This is a genomic window from Akkermansia muciniphila ATCC BAA-835, assembly GCF_000020225.1.
In the GTDB taxonomy this organism is placed as follows: domain Bacteria; phylum Verrucomicrobiota; class Verrucomicrobiia; order Verrucomicrobiales; family Akkermansiaceae; genus Akkermansia; species Akkermansia muciniphila.
The window spans coordinates 989905-1015524 of sequence record NC_010655.1; the positions used below are offsets into that span (position 1 = coordinate 989905).

16 protein-coding genes, 2 tRNA genes and 3 rRNA genes are annotated in these 25620 nt (G+C 57.0%); 13 read left to right on the plus strand and 8 right to left on the minus strand.

The genetic code is table 11. The features are described 5' to 3' along the window. Nucleotides 1–4 precede the first annotated feature (4 nt). The 9 genes from AMUC_RS04510 to AMUC_RS04550 all read left to right on the plus strand — a co-directional run bounded on the left by AMUC_RS04510 (nucleotide 5) and on the right by AMUC_RS04550 (nucleotide 8643). Nucleotides 5–1516 (plus strand): 16S ribosomal RNA (locus AMUC_RS04510). Nucleotides 1517–1684: 168 nt separating this feature from the next. Beyond that, nucleotides 1685–1760: transfer RNA gene (locus tag AMUC_RS04515), tRNA-Ala, on the plus strand. 24 nt (nucleotides 1761–1784) lie between these two features. Then, a tRNA-Ile gene (locus AMUC_RS04520) sits at nucleotides 1785–1861 on the plus strand. Between the two features lie 208 nt (nucleotides 1862–2069). Then, nucleotides 2070–4905: ribosomal RNA gene (locus tag AMUC_RS04525) — 23S ribosomal RNA — on the plus strand. Between the two features lie 238 nt (nucleotides 4906–5143). Then, nucleotides 5144–5259 (plus strand): 5S ribosomal RNA (gene rrf, locus AMUC_RS04530). The 16S, 23S and 5S rRNA genes sit together here with 2 tRNA genes alongside, the layout of an rRNA operon. 159 nt (nucleotides 5260–5418) lie before the next feature. Then, nucleotides 5419–5517: a PEP-CTERM sorting domain-containing protein gene (locus AMUC_RS12530; protein WP_123038927.1), complete on the plus strand. Its 99-nt coding sequence runs from the start codon at nucleotides 5419–5421 to the stop codon at nucleotides 5515–5517. A 322-nt stretch (nucleotides 5518–5839) separates the two neighbouring features. After that, on the plus strand, nucleotides 5840–7333 hold the full coding sequence (locus AMUC_RS04535; RefSeq protein WP_157738244.1) for a sialate O-acetylesterase: 1494 nt from the start codon (nucleotides 5840–5842) through the stop codon (nucleotides 7331–7333). Nucleotides 7334–7611: 278 nt separating this feature from the next. Further along, a complete protein-coding gene (nrdR, locus tag AMUC_RS04545; RefSeq protein WP_012419886.1) occupies nucleotides 7612–8103 on the plus strand; it encodes a transcriptional regulator NrdR in 492 nt (163 codons plus the stop codon). A 12-nt stretch (nucleotides 8104–8115) separates the two neighbouring features. Next, complete coding sequence (locus AMUC_RS04550) at nucleotides 8116–8643, plus strand: hypothetical protein (protein ID WP_012419887.1); 528 nt, start codon at nucleotides 8116–8118, stop codon at nucleotides 8641–8643. A 395-nt stretch (nucleotides 8644–9038) separates the two neighbouring features. On the opposite strand, the gene AMUC_RS04555 is transcribed toward AMUC_RS04550, so the two are convergent. Continuing rightward, entirely contained in the window at nucleotides 9039–10718 is a 1680-nt protein-coding gene (locus AMUC_RS04555) for a SulP family inorganic anion transporter (protein ID WP_012419888.1), read from the minus strand. Nucleotides 10719–10854: 136 nt separating this feature from the next. Then, nucleotides 10855–12222, minus strand: coding sequence for an argininosuccinate lyase (gene argH, locus AMUC_RS04560; RefSeq protein WP_035196275.1), 1368 nt, complete (start codon nucleotides 12220–12222; stop codon nucleotides 10855–10857). 191 nt (nucleotides 12223–12413) lie between these two features. Between argH and AMUC_RS04565 the strand changes: the two genes are divergently transcribed. After that, a complete protein-coding gene (locus AMUC_RS04565) occupies nucleotides 12414–13103 on the plus strand; it encodes an SWIM zinc finger family protein (RefSeq protein WP_012419890.1) in 690 nt (229 codons plus the stop codon). Here AMUC_RS04565 and AMUC_RS04570 read toward each other — a convergent pair whose 3' ends face one another. The 3 genes from AMUC_RS04570 to AMUC_RS04580 all read right to left on the minus strand — a co-directional run bounded on the left by AMUC_RS04570 (nucleotide 13104) and on the right by AMUC_RS04580 (nucleotide 17046). Then, the gene (locus AMUC_RS04570; RefSeq protein WP_012419891.1) at nucleotides 13104–14603 is read right to left on the minus strand and encodes a hypothetical protein; all 1500 of its coding nucleotides are present in this window, start codon (nucleotides 14601–14603) and stop codon (nucleotides 13104–13106) included. A 165-nt stretch (nucleotides 14604–14768) separates the two neighbouring features. Then, nucleotides 14769–16058, minus strand: coding sequence for a phosphopyruvate hydratase (gene eno / locus AMUC_RS04575; protein WP_012419892.1), 1290 nt, complete (start codon nucleotides 16056–16058; stop codon nucleotides 14769–14771). Between the two features lie 154 nt (nucleotides 16059–16212). Beyond that, a complete protein-coding gene (locus tag AMUC_RS04580; RefSeq protein WP_012419893.1) occupies nucleotides 16213–17046 on the minus strand; it encodes a deoxyribonuclease IV in 834 nt (277 codons plus the stop codon). A 138-nt stretch (nucleotides 17047–17184) separates the two neighbouring features. On the opposite strand from AMUC_RS04580, the gene AMUC_RS04585 reads away from it, so the two are divergent. From AMUC_RS04585 to AMUC_RS04595, 3 genes are all read left to right on the plus strand, one after another. Further along, nucleotides 17185–19299: an alpha-L-fucosidase gene (locus AMUC_RS04585; RefSeq protein WP_012419894.1), complete on the plus strand. Its 2115-nt coding sequence runs from the start codon at nucleotides 17185–17187 to the stop codon at nucleotides 19297–19299. A 77-nt stretch (nucleotides 19300–19376) separates the two neighbouring features. After that, entirely contained in the window at nucleotides 19377–20432 is a 1056-nt protein-coding gene (locus AMUC_RS04590; RefSeq protein ID WP_157738245.1) for a 3'-5' exoribonuclease YhaM family protein, read from the plus strand. 12 nt (nucleotides 20433–20444) lie between these two features. Next, the gene (locus AMUC_RS04595) at nucleotides 20445–22556 is read left to right on the plus strand and encodes a ComEC/Rec2 family competence protein (protein WP_081429115.1); all 2112 of its coding nucleotides are present in this window, start codon (nucleotides 20445–20447) and stop codon (nucleotides 22554–22556) included. Here the strand turns inward: AMUC_RS04595 and miaB are convergent. Genes miaB through AMUC_RS04610 form a run of 3 tightly spaced genes read right to left on the minus strand, consistent with a single transcriptional unit; the run spans nucleotide 22519 to nucleotide 25466 of the window. Then, nucleotides 22519–23895, minus strand: a complete 1377-nt coding sequence (miaB, locus tag AMUC_RS04600) for a tRNA (N6-isopentenyl adenosine(37)-C2)-methylthiotransferase MiaB (protein WP_012419897.1) — start codon at nucleotides 23893–23895, stop codon at nucleotides 22519–22521. The genes AMUC_RS04595 and miaB overlap by 38 nt on opposite strands. Nucleotides 23896–23903: 8 nt before the next feature. Beyond that, nucleotides 23904–25127, minus strand: a complete 1224-nt coding sequence (locus AMUC_RS04605; RefSeq protein ID WP_012419898.1) for a class I SAM-dependent RNA methyltransferase — start codon at nucleotides 25125–25127, stop codon at nucleotides 23904–23906. A gap of 15 nt (nucleotides 25128–25142) precedes the next feature. Beyond that, a complete protein-coding gene (locus AMUC_RS04610; RefSeq protein WP_012419899.1) occupies nucleotides 25143–25466 on the minus strand; it encodes a hypothetical protein in 324 nt (107 codons plus the stop codon). Between the last annotated feature and the right edge of the window lie 154 nt (nucleotides 25467–25620).

The following is a 25620-nucleotide window of genomic DNA, read 5'->3' on the forward strand; positions in this document are numbered from 1 at the left end:
TAATTTGATGGAGAGTTTGATTCTGGCTCAGAACGAACGCTGGCGGCGTGGATAAGACATGCAAGTCGAACGAGAGAATTGCTAGCTTGCTAATAATTCTCTAGTGGCGCACGGGTGAGTAACACGTGAGTAACCTGCCCCCGAGAGCGGGATAGCCCTGGGAAACTGGGATTAATACCGCATAGTATCGAAAGATTAAAGCAGCAATGCGCTTGGGGATGGGCTCGCGGCCTATTAGTTAGTTGGTGAGGTAACGGCTCACCAAGGCGATGACGGGTAGCCGGTCTGAGAGGATGTCCGGCCACACTGGAACTGAGACACGGTCCAGACACCTACGGGTGGCAGCAGTCGAGAATCATTCACAATGGGGGAAACCCTGATGGTGCGACGCCGCGTGGGGGAATGAAGGTCTTCGGATTGTAAACCCCTGTCATGTGGGAGCAAATTAAAAAGATAGTACCACAAGAGGAAGAGACGGCTAACTCTGTGCCAGCAGCCGCGGTAATACAGAGGTCTCAAGCGTTGTTCGGAATCACTGGGCGTAAAGCGTGCGTAGGCTGTTTCGTAAGTCGTGTGTGAAAGGCGCGGGCTCAACCCGCGGACGGCACATGATACTGCGAGACTAGAGTAATGGAGGGGGAACCGGAATTCTCGGTGTAGCAGTGAAATGCGTAGATATCGAGAGGAACACTCGTGGCGAAGGCGGGTTCCTGGACATTAACTGACGCTGAGGCACGAAGGCCAGGGGAGCGAAAGGGATTAGATACCCCTGTAGTCCTGGCAGTAAACGGTGCACGCTTGGTGTGCGGGGAATCGACCCCCTGCGTGCCGGAGCTAACGCGTTAAGCGTGCCGCCTGGGGAGTACGGTCGCAAGATTAAAACTCAAAGAAATTGACGGGGACCCGCACAAGCGGTGGAGTATGTGGCTTAATTCGATGCAACGCGAAGAACCTTACCTGGGCTTGACATGTAATGAACAACATGTGAAAGCATGCGACTCTTCGGAGGCGTTACACAGGTGCTGCATGGCCGTCGTCAGCTCGTGTCGTGAGATGTTTGGTTAAGTCCAGCAACGAGCGCAACCCCTGTTGCCAGTTACCAGCACGTGAAGGTGGGGACTCTGGCGAGACTGCCCAGATCAACTGGGAGGAAGGTGGGGACGACGTCAGGTCAGTATGGCCCTTATGCCCAGGGCTGCACACGTACTACAATGCCCAGTACAGAGGGGGCCGAAGCCGCGAGGCGGAGGAAATCCTAAAAACTGGGCCCAGTTCGGACTGTAGGCTGCAACCCGCCTACACGAAGCCGGAATCGCTAGTAATGGCGCATCAGCTACGGCGCCGTGAATACGTTCCCGGGTCTTGTACACACCGCCCGTCACATCATGGAAGCCGGTCGCACCCGAAGTATCTGAAGCCAACCGCAAGGAGGCAGGGTCCTAAGGTGAGACTGGTAACTGGGATGAAGTCGTAACAAGGTAGCCGTAGGGGAACCTGCGGCTGGATCACCTCCTTTCTATGGAGCAAGTGCACGGAAGTGCACAGGTCGGATCTCTTCCCGAGGGGAGAGAAAGCGGAACCCGCGAGGGCCCGCAACGAACCAAAGATGTGTAAACAGCCAGACGCCTGGAGCGAAACCTGGCACGACGTGCGTGACGACCTTTTTTCACCGAGAACCGCAACTGGGGGTATAGCTCAGTTGGTAGAGCGCCAGCTTTGCAAGCTGGATGTCCGGGGTTCGAGTCCCCGTGCCTCCACCAGTTTCGGGAAAGAGACCCAAAGCCGGGCCTGTAGCTCAGTTGGTTAGAGCACGCGCTTGATAAGCGCGGGGTCACAGGTTCAAGTCCTGTCAGGCCCACCAGCAAAATCGATTATTGAGGGAAAGCGAAAATTGACATCTGCGTGGCAAAGAAAACGATTGCTGAGAAGCAATCGCTTTCCAACAAAGTGGGTAGTTGAACAACAACTACAAAACACAAGATAAACATGCATACCAAGCAATGAGACAATACAGTAAGTCACGAAAGGGCTTTGTGGTATTGTGGAAGTGGTAACAGCTTTTGCAATATGATGAAGTAAGTAAGGGCGTACGGTGAATGCCTTGGTGCCAACAGGCGAAGAAGGACGCGGCAAGCTGCGAAAAGCCTCGGGAAGCTGCAAGCAAGCGATGATCCGGGGATATCCGAATGGGGTAACCTGATCGAGGCAATACTCGATCGTTCATACCTGAATACATAGGGTATGAAACGCGAAACCCGCTGAAGTGAAACATCTCAGTAAGCGGAGGAAAAGAAAGAGAAATCGATTCCGTAAGTAGTGGCGAGCGAAAGCGGATGGAGCCCAAACCGAAGGTATTCCTTCGGGGTTGTAGGACCACGTCATATTCGACCATACTGGATAGTAGAACAGCCTGGAAAGGCTGGCCGGAGAAGGTGAAAGCCCTGTAGACGAAATCCAGAGTGGGAATTAGTGGTATCCTGAGTAATACATCACACGTGGAACGATGTATGAACCCGCGCGGACCACCGCGCAAGGCTAAATACTAGTTGGCGACCGATAGTGAACAAGTACCGCGAGGGAAAGGTGAAAAGAACCGCTGTGAGCGGAGTGAAATAGAACCTGAAACCGTATGTCTACAAAGTGTCAGAGCAGAGCAATCTGCGATGGCGTGCCTTTTGTTTAATGAGTCTGCGAGTCAGTGTTTGTGGCAAGACTAAGGGCTTCCGGCCCGGAGTCGCAGCGAAAGCAAGTCCGAACAGGGCGCAATAAGTCGCAGGTACTGGACCCGAAGCGGAGGTGACCTACCCTTGGCCAGGTTGAAGCATGGGTAAAACCATGTGGAGGACCGAACAGGTGAACGTTGAAAAGTTCTCTGATGAGCTGAGGGTAGGAGTGAAAGGCTAATCAAACCCCGTGATAGCTGGTTCTCTTCGAAATGCATTTAGGTGCAGCGTCACGTGCTGATGCGCGGGGGTAGAGCACTGACAAGGCTAGGGGGCACACCCGCTTACCAAACCTTATCAAACTCCGAATACCGTGCAATGGAACGTGGCAGTGAGACAGTGGGGGATAAGCTTCATTGTCGAGAGGGAAACAACCCAGATCAGCAGCTAAGGTGCCTAAATAACGCTCAGTGGAAAGGATGTGGGATTACACAGACAGTGAGGATGTTGGCTTAGAAGCAGCCACCATTTAAAAAATGCGTAATAGCTTACTCATCGAGTGATCCTGCGCCGAAAATGATTGGCGATCAAGCGTTATACCGAAGCTCTGGACTTTGCCGCAAGGCAGAGTGGTAGAAGAGCGTTGCATGCGCGTCGAAGGGCGATGGCGACTGACCCTGGAGCACATGCAAGTGAGTATGCAGACATGAGTAACGTTAAGCCGGGTGAAATCCCCGGCCGCCGTAAACCCGAGGTTTCCAGGGCAACGTGTTTCGTCCCTGGGTTAGCCGGGACCTAAGCCGAGGCCGAGAGGCGTAGGCGATGGACATCAGGTTAATAATCCTGAGCTCGCAACCCTTAAACTGGGGGGACGCATGAGAAAAGATGACTAGGTTATTGAATTCCGAGTTGAGTCCACGGACTCAGCGCATCATTGGATCGAGTGCCAAGAAAAGCCCCAGCGTATGCTAAGCGACCCGTACCGCAAACCGACACAGGTGGGTGGGTAGAATATACCAAGGCGTAAGAGTGAAACCTGGTTAAGGAACTCGGCAAATTAGCCCCGTAACTTCGGAAGAAGGGGTGCCTGCAGCGATGCAGGCCGCAGAGAAATGGCCCAACCGACTGTTTATCAAAAACACAGCACTCTGCAAAGACGCAAGTCGAAGTATAGGGTGTGACACGTGACCAATGCCGAAAGATTAAGGCAAGGGGTTAGCCGCAAGGCGAAGCTCTAAACCCAAGTCCCGGTGAATGTCGGCCGTAACTATAACGGTCCTAAGGTAGCGAAATTCCTTGTCGGGTAAGTTCCGACCTGCACGAATCGTGAAACGAGTTGGGCACTGTCTCAACCAGGCGCTCAGTGAAATTGTAGTGGCGGTGAAGATGCCGCCTACCCGCAGAAGGACGGAAAGACCCTATAGACCTTAACTGTAAGCTGTCATTGTTTCTTCGGTTTTAATGCTCAGAGTAAGTGGGAGACGCTGAAGACGCCCTTTAGGGGGCGTCCGAGTCATCAATGAGACACCACCCTTTGAAACTGGAGGATCTAACCCTGAGCCGTGAATCCGGCCAGAGGACCGTGTCAGCCGGTCAGTTTTACTGGGGCGGTATCCTCCCAAAGAGTAACGGAGGAGCGCGAAGGTGGGCTCAGCCCGGTTGGCAACCGGGTGTCGAGTGCATGGGCATAAGCCCGCCTAACTGTGAGACCAACAAGTCGAGCAGATGCGAAAGCAGGCCCAAGTGATCCGGCGGTAGAAAGTGGAATTGCCGTCGCTCAACGGATAAAAGGTACCTTAGGGATAACAGGCTGATCACGCCCAAGAGTTCATATCGACGGCGTGGTTTGGCACCTCGATGTCGGCTCGTCGCATCCTGGGGCTGGAGAAGGTCCCAAGGGTCCGGCTGTTCGCCGGTTAAAGCGGCACGCGAGCTGGGTTCAGAACGTCGCGAGACAGTTCGGTCCTCTATCCTCTGTGGGCGTTGGAAAATTGAGGGGTTCAGACCTTAGTACGAGAGGACCGGGTCTGACGCACCACTGGTGCATCGGTTGTACTGTCAAGTGCATGGCCGAGTAGCTAAGTGCGGACGGGATAAGCGCTGAAAGCATCTAAGCGCCAAGCCCTTCCCAAGATGAGTTTTCCCTACAGGTTCGTGGAAGACCACCACGTTGATAGGTCGCAGGTGTAAGTGCAGCAATGTATTGAGCCGAGCGATACTAATTACCAATTGACTTCATCATATTACATCACTCCCCGTCGTGAATGACAACTTGCTCTTGTCTCATTTACCTGTGCATGTTCATCAACCACCAGCCACGCAGATGTCAGTTTACGCTGAATCCCTTCCCACACAAAGGACGGAAATCTTCTTAGCCGCCACACACATACCCTGAAAAAAATCCCTCACTCAGAAGCCCCCAAAAAAGCAGGGCTCCCGGGCAGGCAGGATGAAGAAAAAATCACCTCTTCCCCCTGAAGCCCGGTGGCCAGAGCGCAGTGGTCCCACCCGGTCCCGTTCCGAACCCGGAAGTGAAACGCTGCCGCGCCAATGGTAGTCGGACGACAGGTCCCGCAAGAGTAGGTCGCCGCCGGGATTTTTTTCCATCAGGCCCCGCCAGTCACTTGACTCGCGGGGCCTGTTCTTTTCTTGCTCGGTCCCGTTCTTCTCCCCCTACATTCTTTATGTGATCTGTTGCTATCCTCCTCGAACGTTCAGGAGTTATCCGTAGGAAGCTATACTTCATGAGGCTGCCATGTCTGCGTATTTGGTCCCGGAACCGGCGACGGCTTCCCGGAGCCTGCTGGGTGTGGCGGGACTGGCCATGCGGAGGCGCAGAAGGCAGGAAGCCTGATAGAGGCGGGAAAGGGAAGCAAAAAACTGCCCATGCGCCTTTGCGTCATTATTTTCAGAAAATTGTTTGAAGAAACCCGGGAGAAAATGATTCTTCCGGGTTTTCTTTTTCCTAATGATTCCTCGGAAAACTTTGAATGGGGTTTTAAGACTGCTGGTCTTTTCCTACATCTCCCTGTTCATGCTCCTATGGGTAATAGTTGACGGTTGAAAAAGAAAATTCCGGCAGCTATAGTCGTCCCTAGGTAAAGGCAATTCAAATGATTCGTTTTCTATCCTTTTTATTTTTCCTGTGCTTTTTTTCCGTGTGTTCTGCAAAAGAATTGAAGATTTTTTTGCTGACGGGCCAATCCAATTCGCTGGGGGCGGTGAAGGGCAGCCCTGCTTCTCCGGAGCTGTTAAAAAAGTATGAACCGAAGGAGACTCTGTACTGGCATGAAAATTTTGGGCAAAGGGAAGGCGTGTTTCCCGGCGCTTCCACATCCTGGGAGCAGGTAAGGCCTGCTATGCCGCGTTATAACGGCAATTTATGCATGGGGCCGGAATACGGATTTGCCTTTACTCTGGAGAAGAATGGATGGTTCAAGGATGCGGACGTTGCGGTCGTGAAAGCTTCCCGGGACGGCGGCGACAATTCCCATTGGCAGAAAAACGGCCAGGCTTACAGGACGCTGGTGCAGGCCGTCAAGAATGCCTGTGCGGGTGTGGACAGGTCCAAGTATTCCAAAGTGGAGTTTGCCGGGCTTTTGTATTTGCAGGGGGAAAGCAATGCCGGAACTTCCGTTCCGGAGAGCGCTTCCCGCTTTCTGGAACTTCTGGGCAATCTGGCGGCAGATCTGAAACCGTACGGGGATACATCTGCACTGGCCGCGCAGAAAGCCGTCCTTGGAGAAAATGCCAATTGGGCCGGAAAGAATGAATCTGATCCGGAAACGGGTAACCTTACCGGCAGCCTGGAAGGACGCGATACGGAAGTTCAGGGAAAGACAACCCGCCAGGTGATGAAGGATCTGGCAGAATCCCGTCCATCCCTGGGCTATGCCCCTACCCGAGATCTTCCCAAACTGACCGCAGGAGATCAAATGGGAGTGCATTACAGCGGCCAGTCTCAGATCAGCATAGGAGCCCGTTTTGCTTATGAAGCCGCCCGGATGGCCGGGAAGGATACCGGCTCCGTGCGAAGCGGTCGTTACGATCTTCCCCTGGGTTCTCCGGACGCGTGGATGAACCGGAAAATGCCGGGGAAGAACGTATGCGTGTGGAATGTGGCTTCTTCCGTAAAACCCAGCCTGGTGTCAGGGGTGGTGAAGTTGTTTGGTATCCGTGTGGAGGATCCGGCCGTCAAGACTGTTATCGTCCGGAGCAAGGGAAGTTCCGGAGACCGTTTGGTAATCGGGCCGGGAGGTATTCGCCTGGCGGAGGGGAAAAATTTGCAGTTGAGGACGAATGTACAGCTGGCGGGCCGGCAGTCCTGGAATATTCCGGGTGGTTCTGCCGTGGAGATTAAGCCCTCGCCGGTTCAGGAAAAAGCCATGCCTGTCCGTTTGTCCGGCCAGGCGGAGGTGCATGTAACCCAAGCGGAAGGCGGCGGAGAAACGGCGGAAGCGGCCCGCGTCGTATTGGAACAGGTGCTGCCCTCTGCCCTGAAATGTTCCTGGACGTTGTCCGGAAAGGTGGAGATGACTTTGAAGGGTATGGAGGGGAAGGCCGTGAATTTGGGCAAAGTCTTCGTCAAGCAGGGCGCTGTGCTGAATCTGAATGGCTCCAGACCTGTTGCGGGCAGTGTCGTTAATCAAGGCGGCACGGTGAATCCGTAATCAATAGACCTGGTACGGTCCGGAATGCTTGCCGTATTTTTTAGTGGAGGGAGGAGGTTAAAAAATACGTTTTTTCCTCCCGGAAGGACCATAGGCTTTTTTCTTATTCACAGGAGCGGAGCGGTCTGGAAACCGAACAGGGGCATGACCTGCGGCATTTTTACCCCGGTTTATTCACAGGAAGTTCTGCTTGGGAAGCATTGATCATCAAGTCTACTGTACTATATTTGGCGTACTTTTTCCTTTATGGATGCGTTATGTAGTAGTATGGTCGCGCCATGAGATGCGTTCAGTGCGGTCATTTGGAAGATAAGGTCATCGACTCCCGTATGTCCAAAGACGGGACGACCATTCGCCGCCGCCGCGTGTGTTTGAGGTGCGATTACCGTTATACGACCTATGAGCAGATTGAACGCACGGAGTTGCGCGTAGTCAAAAGGGATAATCTGAGAGAAGCCCTGAATCGTGAAAAGATTTTACGCGGCCTGGTAAAGGCGTGTGAAAAAAGGCCCGTCAGCATGGATCGCCTGGACCGCGCCGTGGAAGAGATCATTTCCGAATTGCACCGCGACCATTTGCGCGAAGTCCCTTCCAGCGAGATTGGCAAGAAGGTGATTGAAAAATTGTATGCCATAGATCCCGTGGCTTATATCCGCTATGTGTCCGTGTACCGCCAGTTTTCCAATGTGGAGGAGTTTATCCAGGAGATTACGCAGATGCGCCACCAGACGCTTATTGATCCCCTGCAGCGCAAGCTTCCCATTCTTTAAATTTCCTGTTCCATGATCGGCTTCCGAAACAACAGACCGTTGCTCAAGCTTGGTGATTGCCTGATTACCGAGTACGGGGAACAATGGCTGGCGGATGCTTTGGAGCACGCTGCCCGGCGTGCCGGAACAACCCTTCCGTTCAAGGAAGACCTGCTGGCTTCCGTGCGTTATTATCTGGAGCATGAGTGCGATTTGTCCGTCATGAAGGTGTCCGAGCTGTATGCGCGTCTGCGCCGCATGCTCACGGAAGTGGGCCTGGAACACCTTGCAAAGGAGCTTAGGGAGGAGATGCCGCCCATGACGGTCTGCGTCGCGGAGATTGCCCGCAGCGTGCCGTTCTGGCTGTTTTTTGCCTGCGAACTGAAAAAGCAGGTGGAGGAATTGCGGGGGCATGGCATTACCAGGTATTGCTTCACAGGCAGGAAGGAATGCGTGATGGCTCTCCGGGGAAGGAAGCGCTGGGACCGTTCCTGCCAGTCTCTGCTGGAAGACCTGGACTTTCTTCTTTCCCGCTATGAGGAGCAGGCGGCGGATTATTAACGGGACTTATCCGTGCCGTATTGGAGTATTCAGCTGCGCAATTCAACAGGTTCCGCTTTCCCGACTGACGGAGCCGGTTCGGAGTGCGGCGCGTTTCTGCTTTTCGTGAGCATGCGAGGCTATTTCACTTTACCGGGAACGGGCTTGCGGGGCCCGTTGATCCATGCTCGGGCATCCTGTTTTGCCGGAAGGCCCAATAAGAGTTAACAGGCTGTATTGTGCCGCCTGATTCCCGGAGATGAGCCGGATGAGGGAATGCAAGGGGCCTTCCCTCATTTTCCCCGAGGTTGTTATTTCTGGCTGTTTGCAGCAGGAGAAGCCTCACCCGTACCGGAAGGCCGTGAATAAGGCAGAGTGAGGTCTTGCTCCCTGACCGCACGGGGGGACGGCCGCCGTTACAGGTGTTTGGGCGCAGGGCCGTTGATGATTTTGCAGGCCCGGTTCAGGGCGGCGTCAATATTCTCGCAGATATTGTAGCGTTTCAGCTCCCGGTAAAAGGGCGCGTGGCGGATGACGTCCAGAGGCTGGGGCTGCACGCCGCAAACCAGCAGGGTGGAACCGTGTTCCCGGCACTGGTGGCAGAAGTCGGAAAGGACGTTCAGGCCGGTGGCGTCCAGCGCGGGAACCAGGCGCATGCGCAGGATAACCACCTTGGTATCATGTTCCAGCGTTTCCAGCACCTGGTCCTTGAATTGCTCCACGGCACCGAAGAAGAAGGGACCTTTCACGTCGAAAACTTCCACACCTTCCGGGATGTCCAGCTTGGCGGCAGAGCGGTTTCCATCATCTTCCTCATCATTTTCCAGCAGTTCGTTTTTGATGGCGGAAACATCGCTGATTTGGGCCATGCGGCCCATGAAGAGCAGGGCGGCCAGCACCACGCCTACTTCCACGGCTACAACGAGGTCCACAAACACGGTCAGCAGGAAGGTGATTACCAGCACCGCCGCATCCTGCCTGGGCCCTTTCAGCAGACGGCTGAACGTGTGTATTTCACTCATGTTGTAGCACACTACCGTCAGAATGCCCGCCAGGACAGCCAGGGGAATCTGCTGGGCATAGTGGGCAAAGGCCATCAGAATGGCTAGCAGGGTCAGGGCGTGAATCATGCCGGAAACCGGGCTTTTAGCTCCAGCCTTGATGTTAGTGGCGGTGCGGGCAATGGCTCCGGTGGCCGGAATGCCGCCAAACAGGGCGGAGCCGATGTTGCCGATGCCTTGTGCAATCAGCTCCATGTTGGGCTTGTGGCGCCCTCCGGTCATGCCGTCCGCCACGGAGGCGCTTAACAGGGATTCGATCGCCGCCAGCAGCGCGATGGTGAAAGCAGGGGCCGTCAGCGCCCCCAGGGTACTCCAGTCAATGCTGGGCAGGGAGGGCAGGGGGAGTGTATTCGGGAGGCTGCCGAAGGCTTGCCCGATGGTTGTCACAGGCAACGAAAACGCCACGGAAACGGCCGTCATGCCCAGCATGCCCACTAGCATGGCCGGTATTCTGGGCCAGAAGCGGCGGCTCAGCAGGGTAATGATTACGGTGCCGGCGGCCAGCCCCAGCGCCGCCCAGTTGATGGTGTGGAAGTAATGGAAGTAACACGCCCATTTTTCAATGAACTCTCCGGGAATTTTTTCCGTGATGGTGAGGCCGAAGATGTCTTTAATTTGCGTGGAAAAGATTACCACGGCGATGCCGGAGGTGAACCCTGTGGTGACAGGGAATGGAATAAAGCGGATGAGCGCCCCCATGCGGCAGAACCCAAAGATGATGAGGAAGAGGCCCGCCATCAATGTGCAGACCAGCAGACCGGATGCGTGGTATTGCTCCAGGACGCCCATGATAATGATCACGAAGGCTCCGGTGGGGCCGCCTATTTGATATTTGCTTCCGCTGAACAGGGAGATGAGGAACCCGGCCACAATGGCGGTGATGAGGCCCTGGGTTGGGGAGAGTCCGCATGCGATGGCAAAGGCCATGGCCAGCGGAATGGCTACTACACCGACGGTCAGTCCCGCAAAAAGGTCCGCCAGAAAGGTTTGTTTGGTATAAGTTTTGAGAGAGGAAAGAAGAGCAGGTTTGAACATGGCTGCCGGGATGGTTGGCCGGCTGCGGTGGAGGCCGCCGCCGGCGGGGTTGAAGCGTCCCCTTCCTGCACCCGGAGGCGCCCCGCGGAGACGGACGGCAGGCTCTCTTCGTTCCCGTCCGCCTCCGCAGGCGGCGTTACTTGGAAAGGATGCCTTCCCAGTAGGCGATGCGGCGGCGGGTGTTGTCGGAATTGGGAGCCCCCGGGTTGGTACGCTGGGCGAAGGCTTTTGTCAATTCAAATACGTCGCGCGCGTCTGTTCCATATGCATTTGAAATGGAGGCGAATTGTTCGTCGCTCAGCTTGTTGAGCGGCGTACCCGTGGAGATGCTCATGGCGACTGCCTTCCCGACCAGCTCATGGGCCTTCCGGAAGGGGACCCCGCGGCGCACCAGATAATCCGCCAGGTCCGTGGCCAGCAGCATGGGGTCGGACGCCGCTTCCCTGGCCCTGGCCGTGTTCACCGTCATGGCGGCTATCATTTCCGCATTGACGTCCAGGGCCAGTTTAACCGTATCAATGGAATCGAACAGGGGTTCCTTGTCTTCCTGGAGGTCGCGGTTGTAAGTCAGGGGAAGCCCTTTGACAGCCACCATAACGGCGGTGAGGTTACCGTACAGCCGCCCCGTTTTTCCGCGTGTGAGTTCCGCGACGTCCGGATTTTTTTTCTGGGGCATCAGGGATGAACCTGTCGTATGGGCGTCGGACAAGGAAGCGAAGCCGAATTCCGCCGTGCACCACAGGATGACGTCCTCGCTCATGCGGGAGAGATGGGCTCCGACCACGGCCAGGTCAAAAAGGATTTCCATGATGTAATCCCGGTCGGCAATCGCATCCATGGAGTTTTCTGTAACTGCGTCAAAACCCAGTTCCACGGCAATTCCGTGGCGGTCCAGGCAGATGGTGGAACCGGCGATGGCTCCGGAACCGAGCGGGGAGACGTTCAGGCGCCTGCGGCAGTCCTTGAGGCGGTCCGCATCCCGGTCCAGCATTTCCACGTAAGCCAGCAGGTGATGGCCCATGGTGACGGGCTGGGCGCGCTGCAGGTGAGTATAGCCCGGCATCATGGCATCCGCGTATTCCTTCGCCTTCATGACCAGCGCGCGCTGCAGATGGCGCACTTTTCCCAGAATTTCATCGATTTCCGCCCGGCAGTAAAGCCGCGTGTCCGTAGCTACCTGGTCATTGCGGGAGCGTGCGGTATGCAGCTTGGCGCCCGGAGCGCCGATGCGCCGGGTGAGTTCGCTTTCAATGTTCATGTGCACGTCCTCCAGTTCCCGGCTCCACGAGAAGTTGCCTGCTTCAATGTCTTTCAGGATGTCTTTCAGGCCGGATTCAATGGCGTTGAATTCTTCCTGCGAAAGCAGGCCAGCCTTGAGCTGGGCCCGCGCATGGGCGATGGATCCGGCAATGTCCTGGCGGAAAAGCCTCCAGTCGTAGGAGACGGATTCGCCGTAGCGTTGAACCAGATCAGCGGTGGGTTTAGAAAATCTGCCTTTCCACATGACCCACATGTTGTGCCCCAGGAGCTTCCGTTTTGAAAGCCTGAAATGGGTAATGGAGGCAGATTCCGCGGAACTGGGAAAAATCCGCATGCCTGGAAAACCGGAGTGGAGCCGGAAAAGAGAGAAACGGAGCATGGCTGTCTTTTCCCTGTGGCGGACGGGGGCGGATATGTTATTACGATGCCGTGCGTATGGATGATGAAATGCCTCTGAAACGGGAAGATTTGCGGAAACGCGCGGAGGAAAAGGCGGCGGAACTGGCTGCAGAGGGGATGGAACTGCGCCCCATAACGGTTTCCGGGCGTACCCTGGCGAAAAGGTTCTGGGGGAAGGAATGGATGAAGAGCCTGTCTGCGTGCGAGGTGTACGGGATGCGGCTGGCCCCCGGCCGGACCTACCTGCGCTATGGCTGTGTTCTGGACCTTAAAACGGTTCCCGGCCGCATCGATGCTCTGGTGATGGGTGAACATTTGTATGAGGTTTGCATCCAGGTCTCCCCCCCGGATGAAGAGGCGCTTGCCCGGCTGCGCGCACGATGCGCCGGGCAGATTGGTTCCTGGATTGATCTGCTGAAAGGGAATTTGTCTCCCGAGCTGCTGGAAATCCTGTGCGCTCCGGAAGGCGGCCTGTTTCCCGCGCCGGAAGAGTGGCGTTTTTCCTGTTCCTGTCCGGATTGGGCGGATTTGTGCAAGCATGCGGCCGCAGTCCTGTACGCTTTCGGCGTGATGCTGGATAAGCAGCCGGAGTTGTTGTTCACCCTGCGCGGAATGGATTCCTCCGTTTTGATTCCGAAAGCTCCGGAACCCGTTCCCGGAGGAGAAGACGCACTGGATGTGGATTCCAGTTCCCTTTCGGATATATTCGGCATCAGCCTGGATTGATTATTGCCGCCGTGATTGTGGCTTTGTTCCGGTTTTGAATAGCCAGGAGGGAAGGGGATGGCCGTCCTTTTTCATGAACTGGCGGCGGATGAGAGCGTCCGGGCAGTCAGGCGTGCCGTTGGCCGTCTGCCAATGTTTCCGCATGATGCTCGCCCGGGTGGAGAATGTTCCCGCTTTTTCCATGATGCATTGCAGGTTCGGGAGGGCGGAAAAAACGAGATAAAGAACCAGGAGGGTCCGGTATTTCACGCCTCCCCGGCGGAGGGCCCGGAGAAAGAGCAGGGAAAGGAAGGGATAGAGGACGGCCGGAGCTTTAAAGAGAAGTTCATTGTTCATGATGCCCGTGCGGAAAAAGAGACTGCCTGCCATCATGCCCAGCGTGATGTAGTACAACGGGTTTTTCCGGCATTTTGGGAAGAGGAGCGCCCCCGGCAGCAGGATCCCCAGGGCCAGGGCCAGCAGGAAGCTGGCGTATTTGGCGGAACCGGGATGGAGCAGAAGCCGCTGCTGCCCGTAATGGTAGATTTCCGCATATTTTGCGTCAAACAGGCAGGAAAATTGCCCTCCTCCGTCCAAATGGGAATAAAAGACGGCCATGACGGCCGTGCACAGGGCCGCGAGCCAGAAAACCGGCTGGCCCAGAAGGGAACGGAGACGGGAAAGAGGTTTCCGTGCCGACGAGCGGCGGAACAGGGTTTCATACGCCATATACGGAAGGAGCAGAAGGGCGCCCAGCGGGGAGGACGGCAGCAGAAGCGTTCCCGCGAGATAATACCCGGAGGGAGGCAGGGAGCGCGTCAGGACGAATACGGCGCACAATAGCGCCGGAACGGCGTGATTGAATGTGTTGAAGAGTTGGACGGGCATGCCGATAAACAGGACCATCTGGGCATTGTATTCCGCAAACAGGGAGGAGAGGGGAATTCCCAGGCAGTCCGGCACCGCTGCCGGAGAGCCGAGGCAGAGGAGGATCAGCGCCCAGCGGGCCGTCTTCCGGATTCCCCAGCGGACGGTTGCCGCCAGCAGCGCCAGTTCCAGCCCAAGAAAGGTCCACAGGGCCAGCAGCCAGGGAGCCCATGATTCCGGGCAGAAAGAAGCCGCCAGCGCCGGAGGCAGCCAATGGCCCAGGTAGTAGATGAAATGATGTCCGTCCTCCGTGACGAGGGGCCAGGAATTTGCTGCAAGATGTTCGTAAACGGCATTGCGGATAATAAAATCCGCGTGTTGCTGGCAGTGGCCCGTGAATCCGCACAACAGCACCAGCATCAGGCAGAAGAAGGAGAGGAGGCCCAGCACGGCCAATCCGCGCCCGCTTAACGGAAACCTTTGTGCCGGAAGATGCCGAGCGCAGGCGTACAGCCCGCATGCCAGTGCGGCGCAAAGCGGTACGGAAAAAGCCGGATGCACCCATCCCAGCAGAAAAAGGAGGAGGGGTAGCGCCAGGTACAACAACCCCGCGCATAGCGGAAGGCGTGCGGGAAGGAAGAAGCGGGCAGGCATGACGCAGAGCGGAAAACTTATCGGCAGGGGAGGACTCCGAAGGGCCAGCATGGCATATTTTGTTTCAAAGAAAAGGATGCAGTTGCCTCCGGAGATGAAAAATCCCCGCACCGCCTCGCGGCGGCCGGGGTTTGGCGTTGCTTGATACCAGTTCCAGCAAAAAGGTCAGAACAGGCCGAATCCGTTGCCGTAGCGGGCGGATTCTCCCAGTTCTTCTTCAATCCGGAGAAGGCGGTTATATTTGGCCATACGGTCGGAACGGCTCAAAGAGCCGGTTTTGATTTGTCCGGCGTTGGTTCCTACGGCAATGTCCGCGATGGTGGCGTCCTCCGTTTCTCCGGAACGGTGGGAAATAACGGCGGTATAGCGGTTGCCCATGGCCAGCTCCACGGCGTCCAGCGTTTCCGTCAGCGAGCCGATTTGATTGACCTTCACCAGGATGGAGTTCCCCACGCCCAGATGGATGCCTTTTCTGAGGAATTCCACGTTGGTGACAAAGAGGTCATCTCCGACAAGCTGAGTGCTTTTGCCAAGTTTTTCCGTCAGGATTTTCCATCCGTCCCAGTCGTTTTCCGCACAGCCGTCTTCGATGGAGACGATGGGATATTTTTTCTTCAGTTCCACATAGTAGTCCGTCAGCTCTGCGGCGGTTCTGCGGCTGCCGTCGGATTTCTTGAAAACATACAGCCCGGATTCCGGTTCATAAAATTCGGAGGAAGCCACGTCCAGGGCAATGGAAATGTCCTCCCCGAACCGGTAACCGGCCTTGTCCACCGCCTGGGCGATGCAATCCAGGGCGTCTTCCGCAGAGTTCAGCTTGGGGGCGAAGCCGCCTTCGTCGCCCACGGCGGTGGAGAGGCCGCGGTCATGAAGAACGGATTTCAGCGCATGGAAAACTTCCGCGCCATAACGTAGAGCTTCCCGGAAGGTGGGAGCGCCGGACGGGACGATCATGAATTCCTGGAAATCAATAGGCGCGTCGGAGTGGGCGCCTCCGTTGATGATGTTCATCATCGGAACGGGAAGGACCTTGGCGTTCGGGCCGCCCAGGTAGCGGTACAGGGGCTGATGCAGCTGGGCCGCCGCCGCCTTGGCAAGCGCCAGGGAAACACCCAGAATGGCGTTGGCCCCCAGTTTGGCCTTGTTGAATGTGCCGTCCAGGGAATTCATGAGGGCATCCGCCGTGGTTTGTTCCGTGGCTTCCAGACCGATCAGGGCCGGAGCAATGACGTTACGGATGTTGTCTACGGCCTTGGTGACTCCCTTACCCTGGTAGCGGGTTGTGTCGCCATCCCTGAGTTCCCAGGCTTCATGTTCCCCGGTGGAAGCTCCGCTGGGGACGCCCGCCGTGCCTACGGCGCCTCCTTCCAGATAAACGTCCGCCTCAATGGTGGGGTTGCCGCGTGAATCCAGAATTTCACGCCCTGTTATTTTCGCGATGCGCATTTCTTTCATAAAAATCGGATGGTTTTTTCCTTGGAAACCAGATATTGGAATTAGTTTAAACTAATTCACAAGGTTTGTGTATCCCGTATCCGGAGCGGATGCAAGCTTTTTCTCCGGGAGAAAGACCGGAGTTCAATCAGTACGGAAACCCCTTGGCGGCGGTTCAGTTGCGGTAATGTTCCTTCAGCCACGTTATTTCTTCGCCGTGCCCGGCGTCGTCCCTGGGCGTTTCCAGGAAAAAGGGCAATTCCCGCAGAACGGGATGGTTGATGATGTTGATGAAGGCCTGTTCTCCCAGGGAACCCTTGCCGATGGTTTCATGGCGGTCCTTGAAGGAGGAAAAGGGTGTCATGCTGTCATTCAGATGGATGGCGCGCAGGCGTTCCAGACCCAGCACGGCATCAAAATGTTCCAGTACGGAATCCAGCCTGTTGACGATATCATATCCGGCGGAATAGACATGGCAGGTATCCAGGCATACGCCAAGTTTGTCCTTCAGGTCCACCCGCTCCATGATGGCGGCCAGTTCTTCAAAGGTCCGGCCGACTTCGCTTCCCTTGCCGGACATGGTTTCCAGCAAAACAATGGTCTTTTGTTCCGGCGAAAGCACGTCGTTTAATTGATCCGCCACCAGTTCAATGCCTTTTTCCACTCCCTGCCCTACGTGGCAGCCGGGATGGAAGTTATAAAGATTCCCCGGCAGATGTTCCATGAGTTCCAGATCCTCTTTCAGTACCTGGGCCGCAAAACGGGCGACACTGGGGTCTGCGGAACAGGGGTTCAACGTGTAGGGGGCGTGTGCCAGCAGCGTGCCGAATCCGTTATTTCGCGCTAATTCCAGAAAACGGGCAATATCCTGTTCGTCAATAGCTTTGGCTTTGCTCCCCCGCGGATTGCGGGTAAAGAACTGAAAAGTATTGGCGCCGATGGAGAGGGCAACCCGGCCCATGGCTTCATAGCCTTTTGCGGAGGAGAGGTGGCATCCGATGTATGGCATGGCGGTAAGTTCGGAATGGAAAGGAAGTTTATCAATGCCGCAGAGAGGAAGAGAGACTAAAAGGCCTGCATGACTTGATCGGAAAGAATAAGACCGCCAGGAACGTACGAGGAGTTAAAACGATAGTGATTGTTGGTAATGAATTTAAACCAGTTGATTAAGGCGGCCGTATTGGGAGGGGCCCTGTGCACGGCCTGTTTTGCAGGAGCCGGGCCGAAGGGCTGTTTAACGCCGTTAAAGCCTGTTCCTTCCGCGGAGCAGCTTGAATGGCATGACATGGAGATGTATGCCTTTGTCCATTTTACGATTAATACCTTTACTGGAAAAGAGTGGGGCTATGGAGACGAAAAGCCGGAGCTGTTTCATCCTTCCGATTTCGATGCGGATGATCTTGTCAGGACGCTGGCGGACGCCGGGTTCAAAGGGGTGGTGCTGACCTGCAAGCATCATGACGGTTTTTGCCTGTGGCCCACAAAGACGACCCTCCATAGTGTAGCGGCTTCTCCGTGGAAGCAGGGGAAGGGCGATGTGGTGAAGGAGGTGTCCCGCGCGTGCGGAAAGTATGGCGTCAGGTTCGGTGTTTATCTGTCTCCGTGGGACCGCAATGCCGCCTCTTACGGAACGCCGGATTATATCCGGATGTACCGTCAGCAGTTGAAAGAGCTGGCGACGGGATACGGTTCCATTTTCCTGGCTTGGTTTGACGGAGCGAACGGAGGGGATGGGTATTACGGAGGAGCGCGGGAAAGGCGTTCTATCGACCGGAGCGCGTATTACGACTGGAAGGCAACTTGGGGTGAGTTGAAGAAACGGCAGCCCGGAGCCGTCATCTTTTCCGACGTAGGGCCGGATGTCCGCTGGGTAGGCAATGAAAGCGGCTATGCGGGTTATCCCTGCTGGGCCACATACACCCCCGTTCCGCTGCAAGCCGGGACGGAACCCGCGCCCGGCACCGTGCGCTACCGGCTGGGCACGGAAGGCACCATGGACGGCAAGTACTGGATTCCTGCGGAGGTGGATGTTTCCATTCGTCCGGGCTGGTTCTGGCATGAGCATGAAAATTCCCGCGTCCGGACGCCGGAAAATCTGCTGAAGTTGTATTTTGACAGCGTAGGCAGAGGGGCCAATTTGAATTTGAATGTGCCGCCGGACCGCCGCGGCCGCATTCATGAAGAGGATAAAAAGTCTCTGGCGGGCTTCCGTGTGCTGCTGGATGAGTTGTATTCCCGCAACTTCGCCTCCGGTGCACAGGCTGAGTCCTCCTCTTCTTGGAAGGGGCACGGTGCGGAACAGGTTCTGGACCGGAAACGGACGACGTACTGGGTGGCCGCTCCGGAAGATAAGCATCCCTGCGTGGTATTGAAATTGCCGGAGCCCGCGGCGTTTGACGTCATCCGGCTGGCAGAGCCCATCCAACTGGGGCAGAGGGTGCGCAAATTCCGTGTGGAGGTGCGTGAGAACGGCCAGTGGAGCAAGTGGACGGAGGGGGCCAGCATAGGGGCCAGAGTTCTTCTGAAAGGAAGGCCCGTGACGGCGGATGGAGTGCGCGTGGTGCTGGAACAATCCCGGGCCGTTCCGGCCCTGTGCGAGGTTTCTTTATGGAAGTATCCCGTCATCCTGAATGCTCCGGCGGTGAATTATGACCGCAATGGACGGGTGACCCTGGCTTCCGCGGAGAACGTAGTGATCAGGTACACCACGGATGGAACGGAACCCGGTCCGCAGTCCGCCATGTACAGGAATCCTTTCTTTCTCCCTGCCGGGGGGACGGTGAAAGCGGCGGCCGAATATCGCGGCAGAAAATCTTCCGTAACCACTCAGATTATTCCTGTCCCCACGCGGGACTGGAAAGTGGTGGCCGGGGAAAGAAGCGCCGCCGCTCCGGAACTGGCTATTGACGGAGATTCTTCCACCCTCTGGCATACGCATGCCGCCCAGGGAGAGCTGGCGCCTCCGCAGGCGCTGGAGATCGACATGGGGCGTCCGGTTAACGTTGCCGCCGTTATCTATACGCCGCGCAGGGATTCCTCAACGGGAACGGTTGACCGCTATGCCGTCTATTTGAGCATGGATGGGAACACATGGGGGGCTCCCGCTGCGGAGGGGGAGTTCTCTAATATCCGCGCCAATCCCGTTCCGCAGCGGATTGACCTGAAAGCGCCTGTCAAAGCACGTTATCTGCGTTTTGTAGGCAAGCGGGTGGTGGAAGGCAGCCATGTTGCCGTTGCCGAGCTGGGCGTATTGGGAAAATAAGCGGTTTCCTTTTTTTATTATCGTAGTCCTCCGGCGTTTTCTTGACGGATGGAGGGAAGAGGGGCAAGATGGCACGCATGGAACAAGTCAGTCTCATGGAGTTGGGCAAGCTGGCCGCGGAAGGCCAGCTTGAAGCGGAAGTTTTTGCCCAGATTGCCCAGTGCGCGCAGAAGATGACCAAGGGCAACAAGCCGTATCTGGATGTGTCTTTTGCCGATGCGGAAGGGACAATGGGACTGAAGGTGTGGGAGGATAAACCCTGGTTCCGGACGCTCGCTTCCCTGCCCCTCCGCAGTTTCGTGAGCCTGCGCGGCCAATGGGCCAAGGGAGGGTTCGGCATGGAAGTTTCCGATCTGGACGTGCGGTTGCTGGACGAACGGGAAAAGGAAAGCTTTCTGGCCGGTTCCGGAACCTTGAAGAAAAAGCAGGAAGCTGATCTGAAGGAAATTTGCGTACTCATCAAGGGCATGAATGATCCGCGCATACGCGCCCTGTGCATTGAATTCATTGAGCAGTTCGGGGAACGCCTCCAGCGCGCCGCCGCCGCCCGCACCTACCATCACGCCCGCCGTGGCGGACTGGTGGAGCACGTAGCGGGGATGATGCGCACGGCCTCTGCCGTCTGCCAGGCAAATCCGGGCCTGAACCGTGATCTTCTGCTGGCCGGGTGTCTGTTTCACGACTGCGGGAAGTTGTGGGAAAATTGCTACCCGAAGGAGGATTTTACGATGCCCTATTCGGAGGCCGGAGAACTGCTGGGCCATATTCCGCTGGGCATTGAACTGGTCAACAATTTGTGGAAGCGCATCATGTCCCTTCCGGAAGCGGATTCCTGGAAGACGCTGGACCCTCCTTCCCCGGACGTGCGCATGCACCTGCTGCACCTGATTGCGTCCCACCACGGGGAACTTGCCTTCGGCTCCCCCGTGTTTCCCAAAACGCCGGAAGCGGTGGCCCTGCATTACATCGACAATCTGGACGCCAAGCTGGAAATGTTCCGCGGAGCTTATGAGACAAGCGAGGCCCTGGCTCCCAGAGTGCTCCAGCGCAAGGCCCCCCTGCCTGCCAACGTTGTTCTTCCGCTGCCTTCCGTCCTCCCGCTGGAGCCGGATGGTGCGGATGCCATGCCGTAAGGTTCACCCTGCATGGAAGAAGTTCGGCGTGTTCTGCGTCCGTGGCCGGAACGGATGACGGCATCTGCTCCCTTGCTGATTCCGGCTTTGTCCCTGCTGTGCGCCTGCGCGGCAATGGATGTTTCCCTTTGGCTCTGGATTCCATGCTTCTGCCTGGCGTCGCTGCCGTGTTTTTTACGTGCGCCCTCCATGGGGGTGCTTGCCGTTGCCCTGGCGATGTGGGCCGCCGTATATCTTTTCGCGTATGAACGGGAATACGCAGGCGTTCCCGTGGAAGCGGGGAGAGTCATGGTTATGGAAGGCTCCGTTGAGGCTGTTTCCGGAAAATCCGTGTTGTTTCGCCCGGATGGTTCCCGGTGGCTGTACGCGGTTTCCTCCCGTGACGGGGCCTGCCCTCTGGAGGCAGGGGAACGCTACCGGATCAGGGGAGAGGCGTATCCGCTTCAGGCGCCGTGCGGTCCCGGCATCTTTGACCGGGAGCGTTGGGGGTACCTGCACGGCATCATCGCCGGAATCCGGCTGGATGAGTACTGCCGGAACGGGCCGGGAGACTGGCGCAGCCGTTTCCGGGCTTTTTCCCTGCGGCTCCGGGAAAGGGCTGCCTCCCTGCTCAGGGAGGGCGCCCCTCCGGATGATGAGGCCCGGCAGGTGATGGTTTCCGCCGTGCTTGGGGACAAGACGGACGCGAGGCTGGAAACGATGGCGAAGTTTCTGGAAAGCGGCTGCATGCATGTATTCGCTGTCAGCGGCATGCATGTGGGCGTGGCCGCCATGCTGGTTCTGGGTATGCTGAGGCTTTTGCATGTGCACCCCCGTGCGGCCCGGCTGGCCTGCATCCTTTTGCTGGCGGCGTACGTGTTCGTGACCGGGATGTCCGCTTCCGCCCTGCGGGCGTTCATCATGGCGACAGTCTGGCTTCTGGCGTTTGTGCTGCGCAGAAAGGGACATCCGGCCAATATTCTGGCACTCGCTTTCATCCTCCTCTGTTTAATGAACCCGCTCCAGGTTTTCCAGCCGGGGTTCCAGCTTTCTTTTTGCGTTTTTGCCGTCATTGTCTGCCTGGCGGAATGGCTCAGTCGGGAAAAGCCCCTGTGGTCGCCGGACCCGTTTATTCCTCCCCGGATTTATCATGCGCGGGAAAGATTCCTGGTGCGGCTGGAAAAAGCATGCCGCGGCGCGCTGATCGTCTCCGTGGGGGCGTGGCTGGCTTCCATTCCCCTGACGGCATGGCACTTCGGAACCTGGAACCTGTATGCTCCCTTGACCAATTTGTGCCTGAGCGTACTTGTCTTTCCCCTTATGGGCATTTCCCTGTCCGGGCTGATGTTCGCGTGGTGCCCGTGGATGCTGCATGTCTGTAATACGGCCGCTTCCTGGCTGGCGTCCGCCATGCTGTCCGTAGCCGGGGGAGTGGCTTCCCTGCCGTACAGTTATCTTTCTTCCGCACCGCCTTCCGGGGAAAATGAAGCTGTTATCGTTCCCTTGCAGAAGGATGCCTGGGCCACAGTCATTTCCAATCCCGCATTGGTTGTGGGAAGCGGAACGGAAGATGCGGTGCGGTACACCCTCCTTCCCGTGCTGAAGGCGCGCAGTGTCCGGCCCTGCGGCATGCTGTCCTGGGGAAACGGCAAGGCAGAACGGGCCGGAGAGAAAGAACTGGAGAAGGAATATCCCGGAATCCGGAACTGGGGCGCGGAGCCCGGGGAATGTCCCGTCCGGCAATGGAGGTTACGGCCGGGCAATGCACTTGTGCTGGAAGATTTTCCTGTCCCGTTGCGCACGGGAATCCGTCAGGACCGGAGCCGGGTGTTGTCATGGGAATGCCGCGGGCGGCGGTTCCTGATGATAGGGAATACCGGGTTTTCTTCCCTGGCGCGCGCGGAAAAAACACCGCGGGCGGACGTATTGCTCATCGGGCATCATCCGCGCGACCCGGTGGACAGCGCAGCGTGGATCAGGGCCACAGGCGCCCGCGCGGTCATTTTCACGACGGAGCATGAATGCCCCGTACCGGAGGGAACAGCCGTATACCGTCTCCGGGAAACCGGAAGCCTCTATCTGCGAATGGAAGAAAAGAGCGTGCAAATCATCCCCTGGAGGGGCATGGAACGCCGTACAGAGTAAATCCCGTGCTTTCCTCAATGCGGATGGGAAGGATCTCTCCCGCCAGGTCAGGGGCGGCATCCACCATGACGGGCTTGTTCTGGGAGGTCCGGCCGGAGAGGCGCGCCGCATTCGTTTTGGACGGCCCTTCCAGAAGAACTTCCTGCACGGTGCCTACCAGATCCCGGTTTTTCCGGATAGCTATTTCATTGACTACGGCCAGAAGATCCTGGTTGCGCGCTTCCTTCACTTCTTCCGGAATCTGATTCTCCATCACGGCGGCGGGTGTGCCGCGGCGCGGGGAATAGCGGAAAATGAATGCGTTGTCAAACTGGACCTGTTCCACGGCCTGCCTGGTCAGCAGGTAATCCTCCTCCGTTTCTCCTGGGAAGCCCACAATGATATCCGTGGTGATGGACAAATCCGGGCGTGCCTGCTTCATCCGGGAGCAAAGGTCCAGATAGGTTTCATTCCTGTACGGCCTGCGCATCATTTTCAGGATGCGGTCGCTGCCGCTCTGCATCGGGAAATGAATGTGGCTGCACAACTTGGGAAGGTAGGTGAACGCCTGCACCAGATCCTGGCGGAAACCGATGGGATGCGGGGAAACGAAGCGGATGCGCCGGATTCCTTCCACTTCATGCACGGCTTCCAGCAGCTGGACGAAGCCGCCCTTGCCGCCTGCCGTTTCCATCTGCCTGCCGTATCGGTTGACGATCTGGCCCAGCAGCGTGACTTCCTTCACGCCGGCGTCCGCCAGCATCTTCACCTCATCCACCACGTCCCGGATGGGGCGGCTGCGTTCTGCGCCGCGGGTGTAGGGAACAATGCAGTAGGCGCACTTCATTTCGCACCCCTGCATGATGGAGACATACGCCGTGGAGCGCACGCCGGGATTCAGGTGATCCCGGATTCGGTTCTGGGAATCCGCCTCTTCCGCCACATCGCACACATGCGTACCGGAAAAGGCGGTTTGCAACTCATCCATGCGGCGTTCCTGGCGCGCGCGCAGAATGCCGTCCACATGTTCAAATACGCGGTGGTATTTCTGGGTGCCGACCACGAGGTCCAGGCGCGGCAGTTCCTTGAACAGTTCCTCTTTTTTACTTTGGGCCATGCAGCCCATCATGCCGTACACTACATGCGGACGATGCCGCTGCTGCTTGGCCAGAAGCCCCATTTTTCCCAGAGCCTTTTGTTCCGCCTGTTCCCGGATGGAACAGGAGTTGAACAGGATGACGTCCGCCTCATCCTCGCGGTCCGTCATGGTGTAGCCCTTCTGCACGAACATGCGGGCCACCTGTTCGGAGTCCCGTTCGTTCATCTGGCAGCCGTAGGTTTTGATATAAAGCTTGGGCATGGAAAAAATCAGGTATTTTTTTTCAGGGTGACCACGCATTCCAGATGCTTGGTCTGGGGGAACAGGTCAAAGGGCTGGACGGCGGTGACGAAATACCCGGCCTTGTCGAATTCCGCCAGATCCCGTATCTGGGTGGCGGGATTGCAGGAAACGTAAACGACTTTTCCGGGGCCGAAGGCAAATAACTGGGCCAAAAATTCCGCACTGCATCCTTTCCGGGGAGGGTCGATCACCACGGCGGTTTTTTCCGCGGGGAAATCCACCCGGGCAAAAATGGCTCCGGCGTCCGCCGCCAGGAATTCCGCGTGTTCAATTCCGTTGCTGCGGGCATTGCTGCGTGCCCAGTCCGCGGAAGTCTCGCTGACTTCCACGCCCAGCACTTTTTTAAATTTCTTCGCCAGGCTCAGGGCGAACAGGCCGGAACCGCAGTAGGCGTCCACCAGGAATTCCTCCCCGTCCATACTCGCCTGTTGGGCCACGTAATCCGTAAAAAGCGGAAGAATGAAAGGATTATTCTGGAAAAAGTCTCCCGCCAGAAAATGGAATTCCAAATCGCCCACCCGTTCGCAGGCGACGGCATTGTTATTGGTGATGACAGTTCCTTCCGAGGCCCGGAGCAGAATGGTGGCTCCCCGCTTGAACCGGGCTGCGGCCTGGTAAACGCTTTTGCGGGCCAGGGGCAGGGCTTCATTGATGCACTCCATGGCAATCGGGCATTGCGGCACGTCCACTACGTCCCTTCTGGAGCCTGCTTTCAGGAAACCGATGGCCGGCTTGCCTCCTTCCTTCGGCCTGTCAAAATGGGGCGTAATCTTGGAGCGGTAATGGTATTGGCGGGGGGAGGCTACGGCCGGATTGACGGGCAGTTCCAGCCCTGCCTGCAAGCGGAGCAGATCCGCTACCTGCCGGGTCTTCCAGAGAAGCTGGCGGTCATAGGAAAAATGCTGGTACTGGCATCCCCCACAGGTTCCGAACAGGCGGCAGCCCGGTTCCACGCGGTCCGGGCTGGGGTTAATTACTTCCACCAGATCGGCGGAGGAATAGTTCCTGTCATTACGCCAGACGCGCGCCTTTACACGGTCTCCCGGCAGGGCGAAGGGGACGAAAACCACCCATCCGTCCACGCGGCCGATGCCGTCGCCTGCATTGGAAAGGGCGTCAATATCCAGTTCAAGCTCTTGGTGGTAGGAAAAAGGTTCGGGGTGGAAACCCTTGGGAATGGTCGCAGTCATGGTGGTGAGAAAAGATTATGGGGCGGAAGGGGTAATCAACTTGCCGTCCAGATCGTACAGCAGGGTTTCCGGCAGCCGGGGGGTGCGCAGTCCGGGGCGGAAATCGCCCGGCAAGACAGCCGGCCCCGGTGCGGATTCTTCATTCTCATCCTCTGGAAGAATCTCCTGTTGCGCCGGAGCGGGCGCCCAAGGTGCGGGCTGGTTAGCTGAAGCGGTTTGTTCCGGCTGAACGGCAGGAACTGGGGCGGGGTCCTGAGGTGCCGTTTCCTTGTTGGAGGCGCAGGAAGAGGTCCAGGCCAGCCCGGCAATCAGACAGGAGCGGATCAGGAGTTTTCTCATGGCGCGGATTCTTACAGCTTCATCCGGACTTGGCAAGTGAATAGCCCTGCTATGGACCGTGTAAAGGGCATTTCTTTTTTACTTGGAAACCGGGGAATGCTTGCTGTTTGACTCTTCCGGGATAGTGTTTATAGTAGGAGCACGTATGAGATTT

Excerpts from the sequence above, each read along its gene's own strand:
- AMUC_RS12530 (WP_123038927.1), top strand. The coding sequence starts at position 5,419 with ATGTCTGCGTATTTGGTCCCGGAACCGGCGACGGCTTCCCGGAGCCTG.
- nrdR (WP_012419886.1), top strand. The coding sequence starts at position 7,612 with ATGAGATGCGTTCAGTGCGGTCATTTGGAAGATAAGGTCATCGACTCC.
- AMUC_RS04550 (WP_012419887.1), top strand. The coding sequence starts at position 8,116 with ATGATCGGCTTCCGAAACAACAGACCGTTGCTCAAGCTTGGTGATTGC.
- AMUC_RS04555 (WP_012419888.1), bottom strand. The coding sequence starts at position 10,718 with ATGTTCAAACCTGCTCTTCTTTCCTCTCTCAAAACTTATACCAAACAA.
- argH (WP_035196275.1), bottom strand. The coding sequence starts at position 12,222 with ATGTGGAAAGGCAGATTTTCTAAACCCACCGCTGATCTGGTTCAACGC.
- AMUC_RS04565 (WP_012419890.1), top strand. The coding sequence starts at position 12,414 with ATGGATGATGAAATGCCTCTGAAACGGGAAGATTTGCGGAAACGCGCG.
- AMUC_RS04570 (WP_012419891.1), bottom strand. The coding sequence starts at position 14,603 with ATGCCTGCCCGCTTCTTCCTTCCCGCACGCCTTCCGCTATGCGCGGGG.
- eno (WP_012419892.1), bottom strand. The coding sequence starts at position 16,058 with ATGAAAGAAATGCGCATCGCGAAAATAACAGGGCGTGAAATTCTGGAT.
- AMUC_RS04580 (WP_012419893.1), bottom strand. The coding sequence starts at position 17,046 with ATGCCATACATCGGATGCCACCTCTCCTCCGCAAAAGGCTATGAAGCC.
- AMUC_RS04585 (WP_012419894.1), top strand. The coding sequence starts at position 17,185 with ATGAATTTAAACCAGTTGATTAAGGCGGCCGTATTGGGAGGGGCCCTG.
- AMUC_RS04590 (WP_157738245.1), top strand. The coding sequence starts at position 19,377 with ATGGAACAAGTCAGTCTCATGGAGTTGGGCAAGCTGGCCGCGGAAGGC.
- AMUC_RS04595 (WP_081429115.1), top strand. The coding sequence starts at position 20,445 with ATGGAAGAAGTTCGGCGTGTTCTGCGTCCGTGGCCGGAACGGATGACG.
- miaB (WP_012419897.1), bottom strand. The coding sequence starts at position 23,895 with ATGCCCAAGCTTTATATCAAAACCTACGGCTGCCAGATGAACGAACGG.
- AMUC_RS04605 (WP_012419898.1), bottom strand. The coding sequence starts at position 25,127 with ATGACTGCGACCATTCCCAAGGGTTTCCACCCCGAACCTTTTTCCTAC.
- AMUC_RS04610 (WP_012419899.1), bottom strand. The coding sequence starts at position 25,466 with ATGAGAAAACTCCTGATCCGCTCCTGTCTGATTGCCGGGCTGGCCTGG.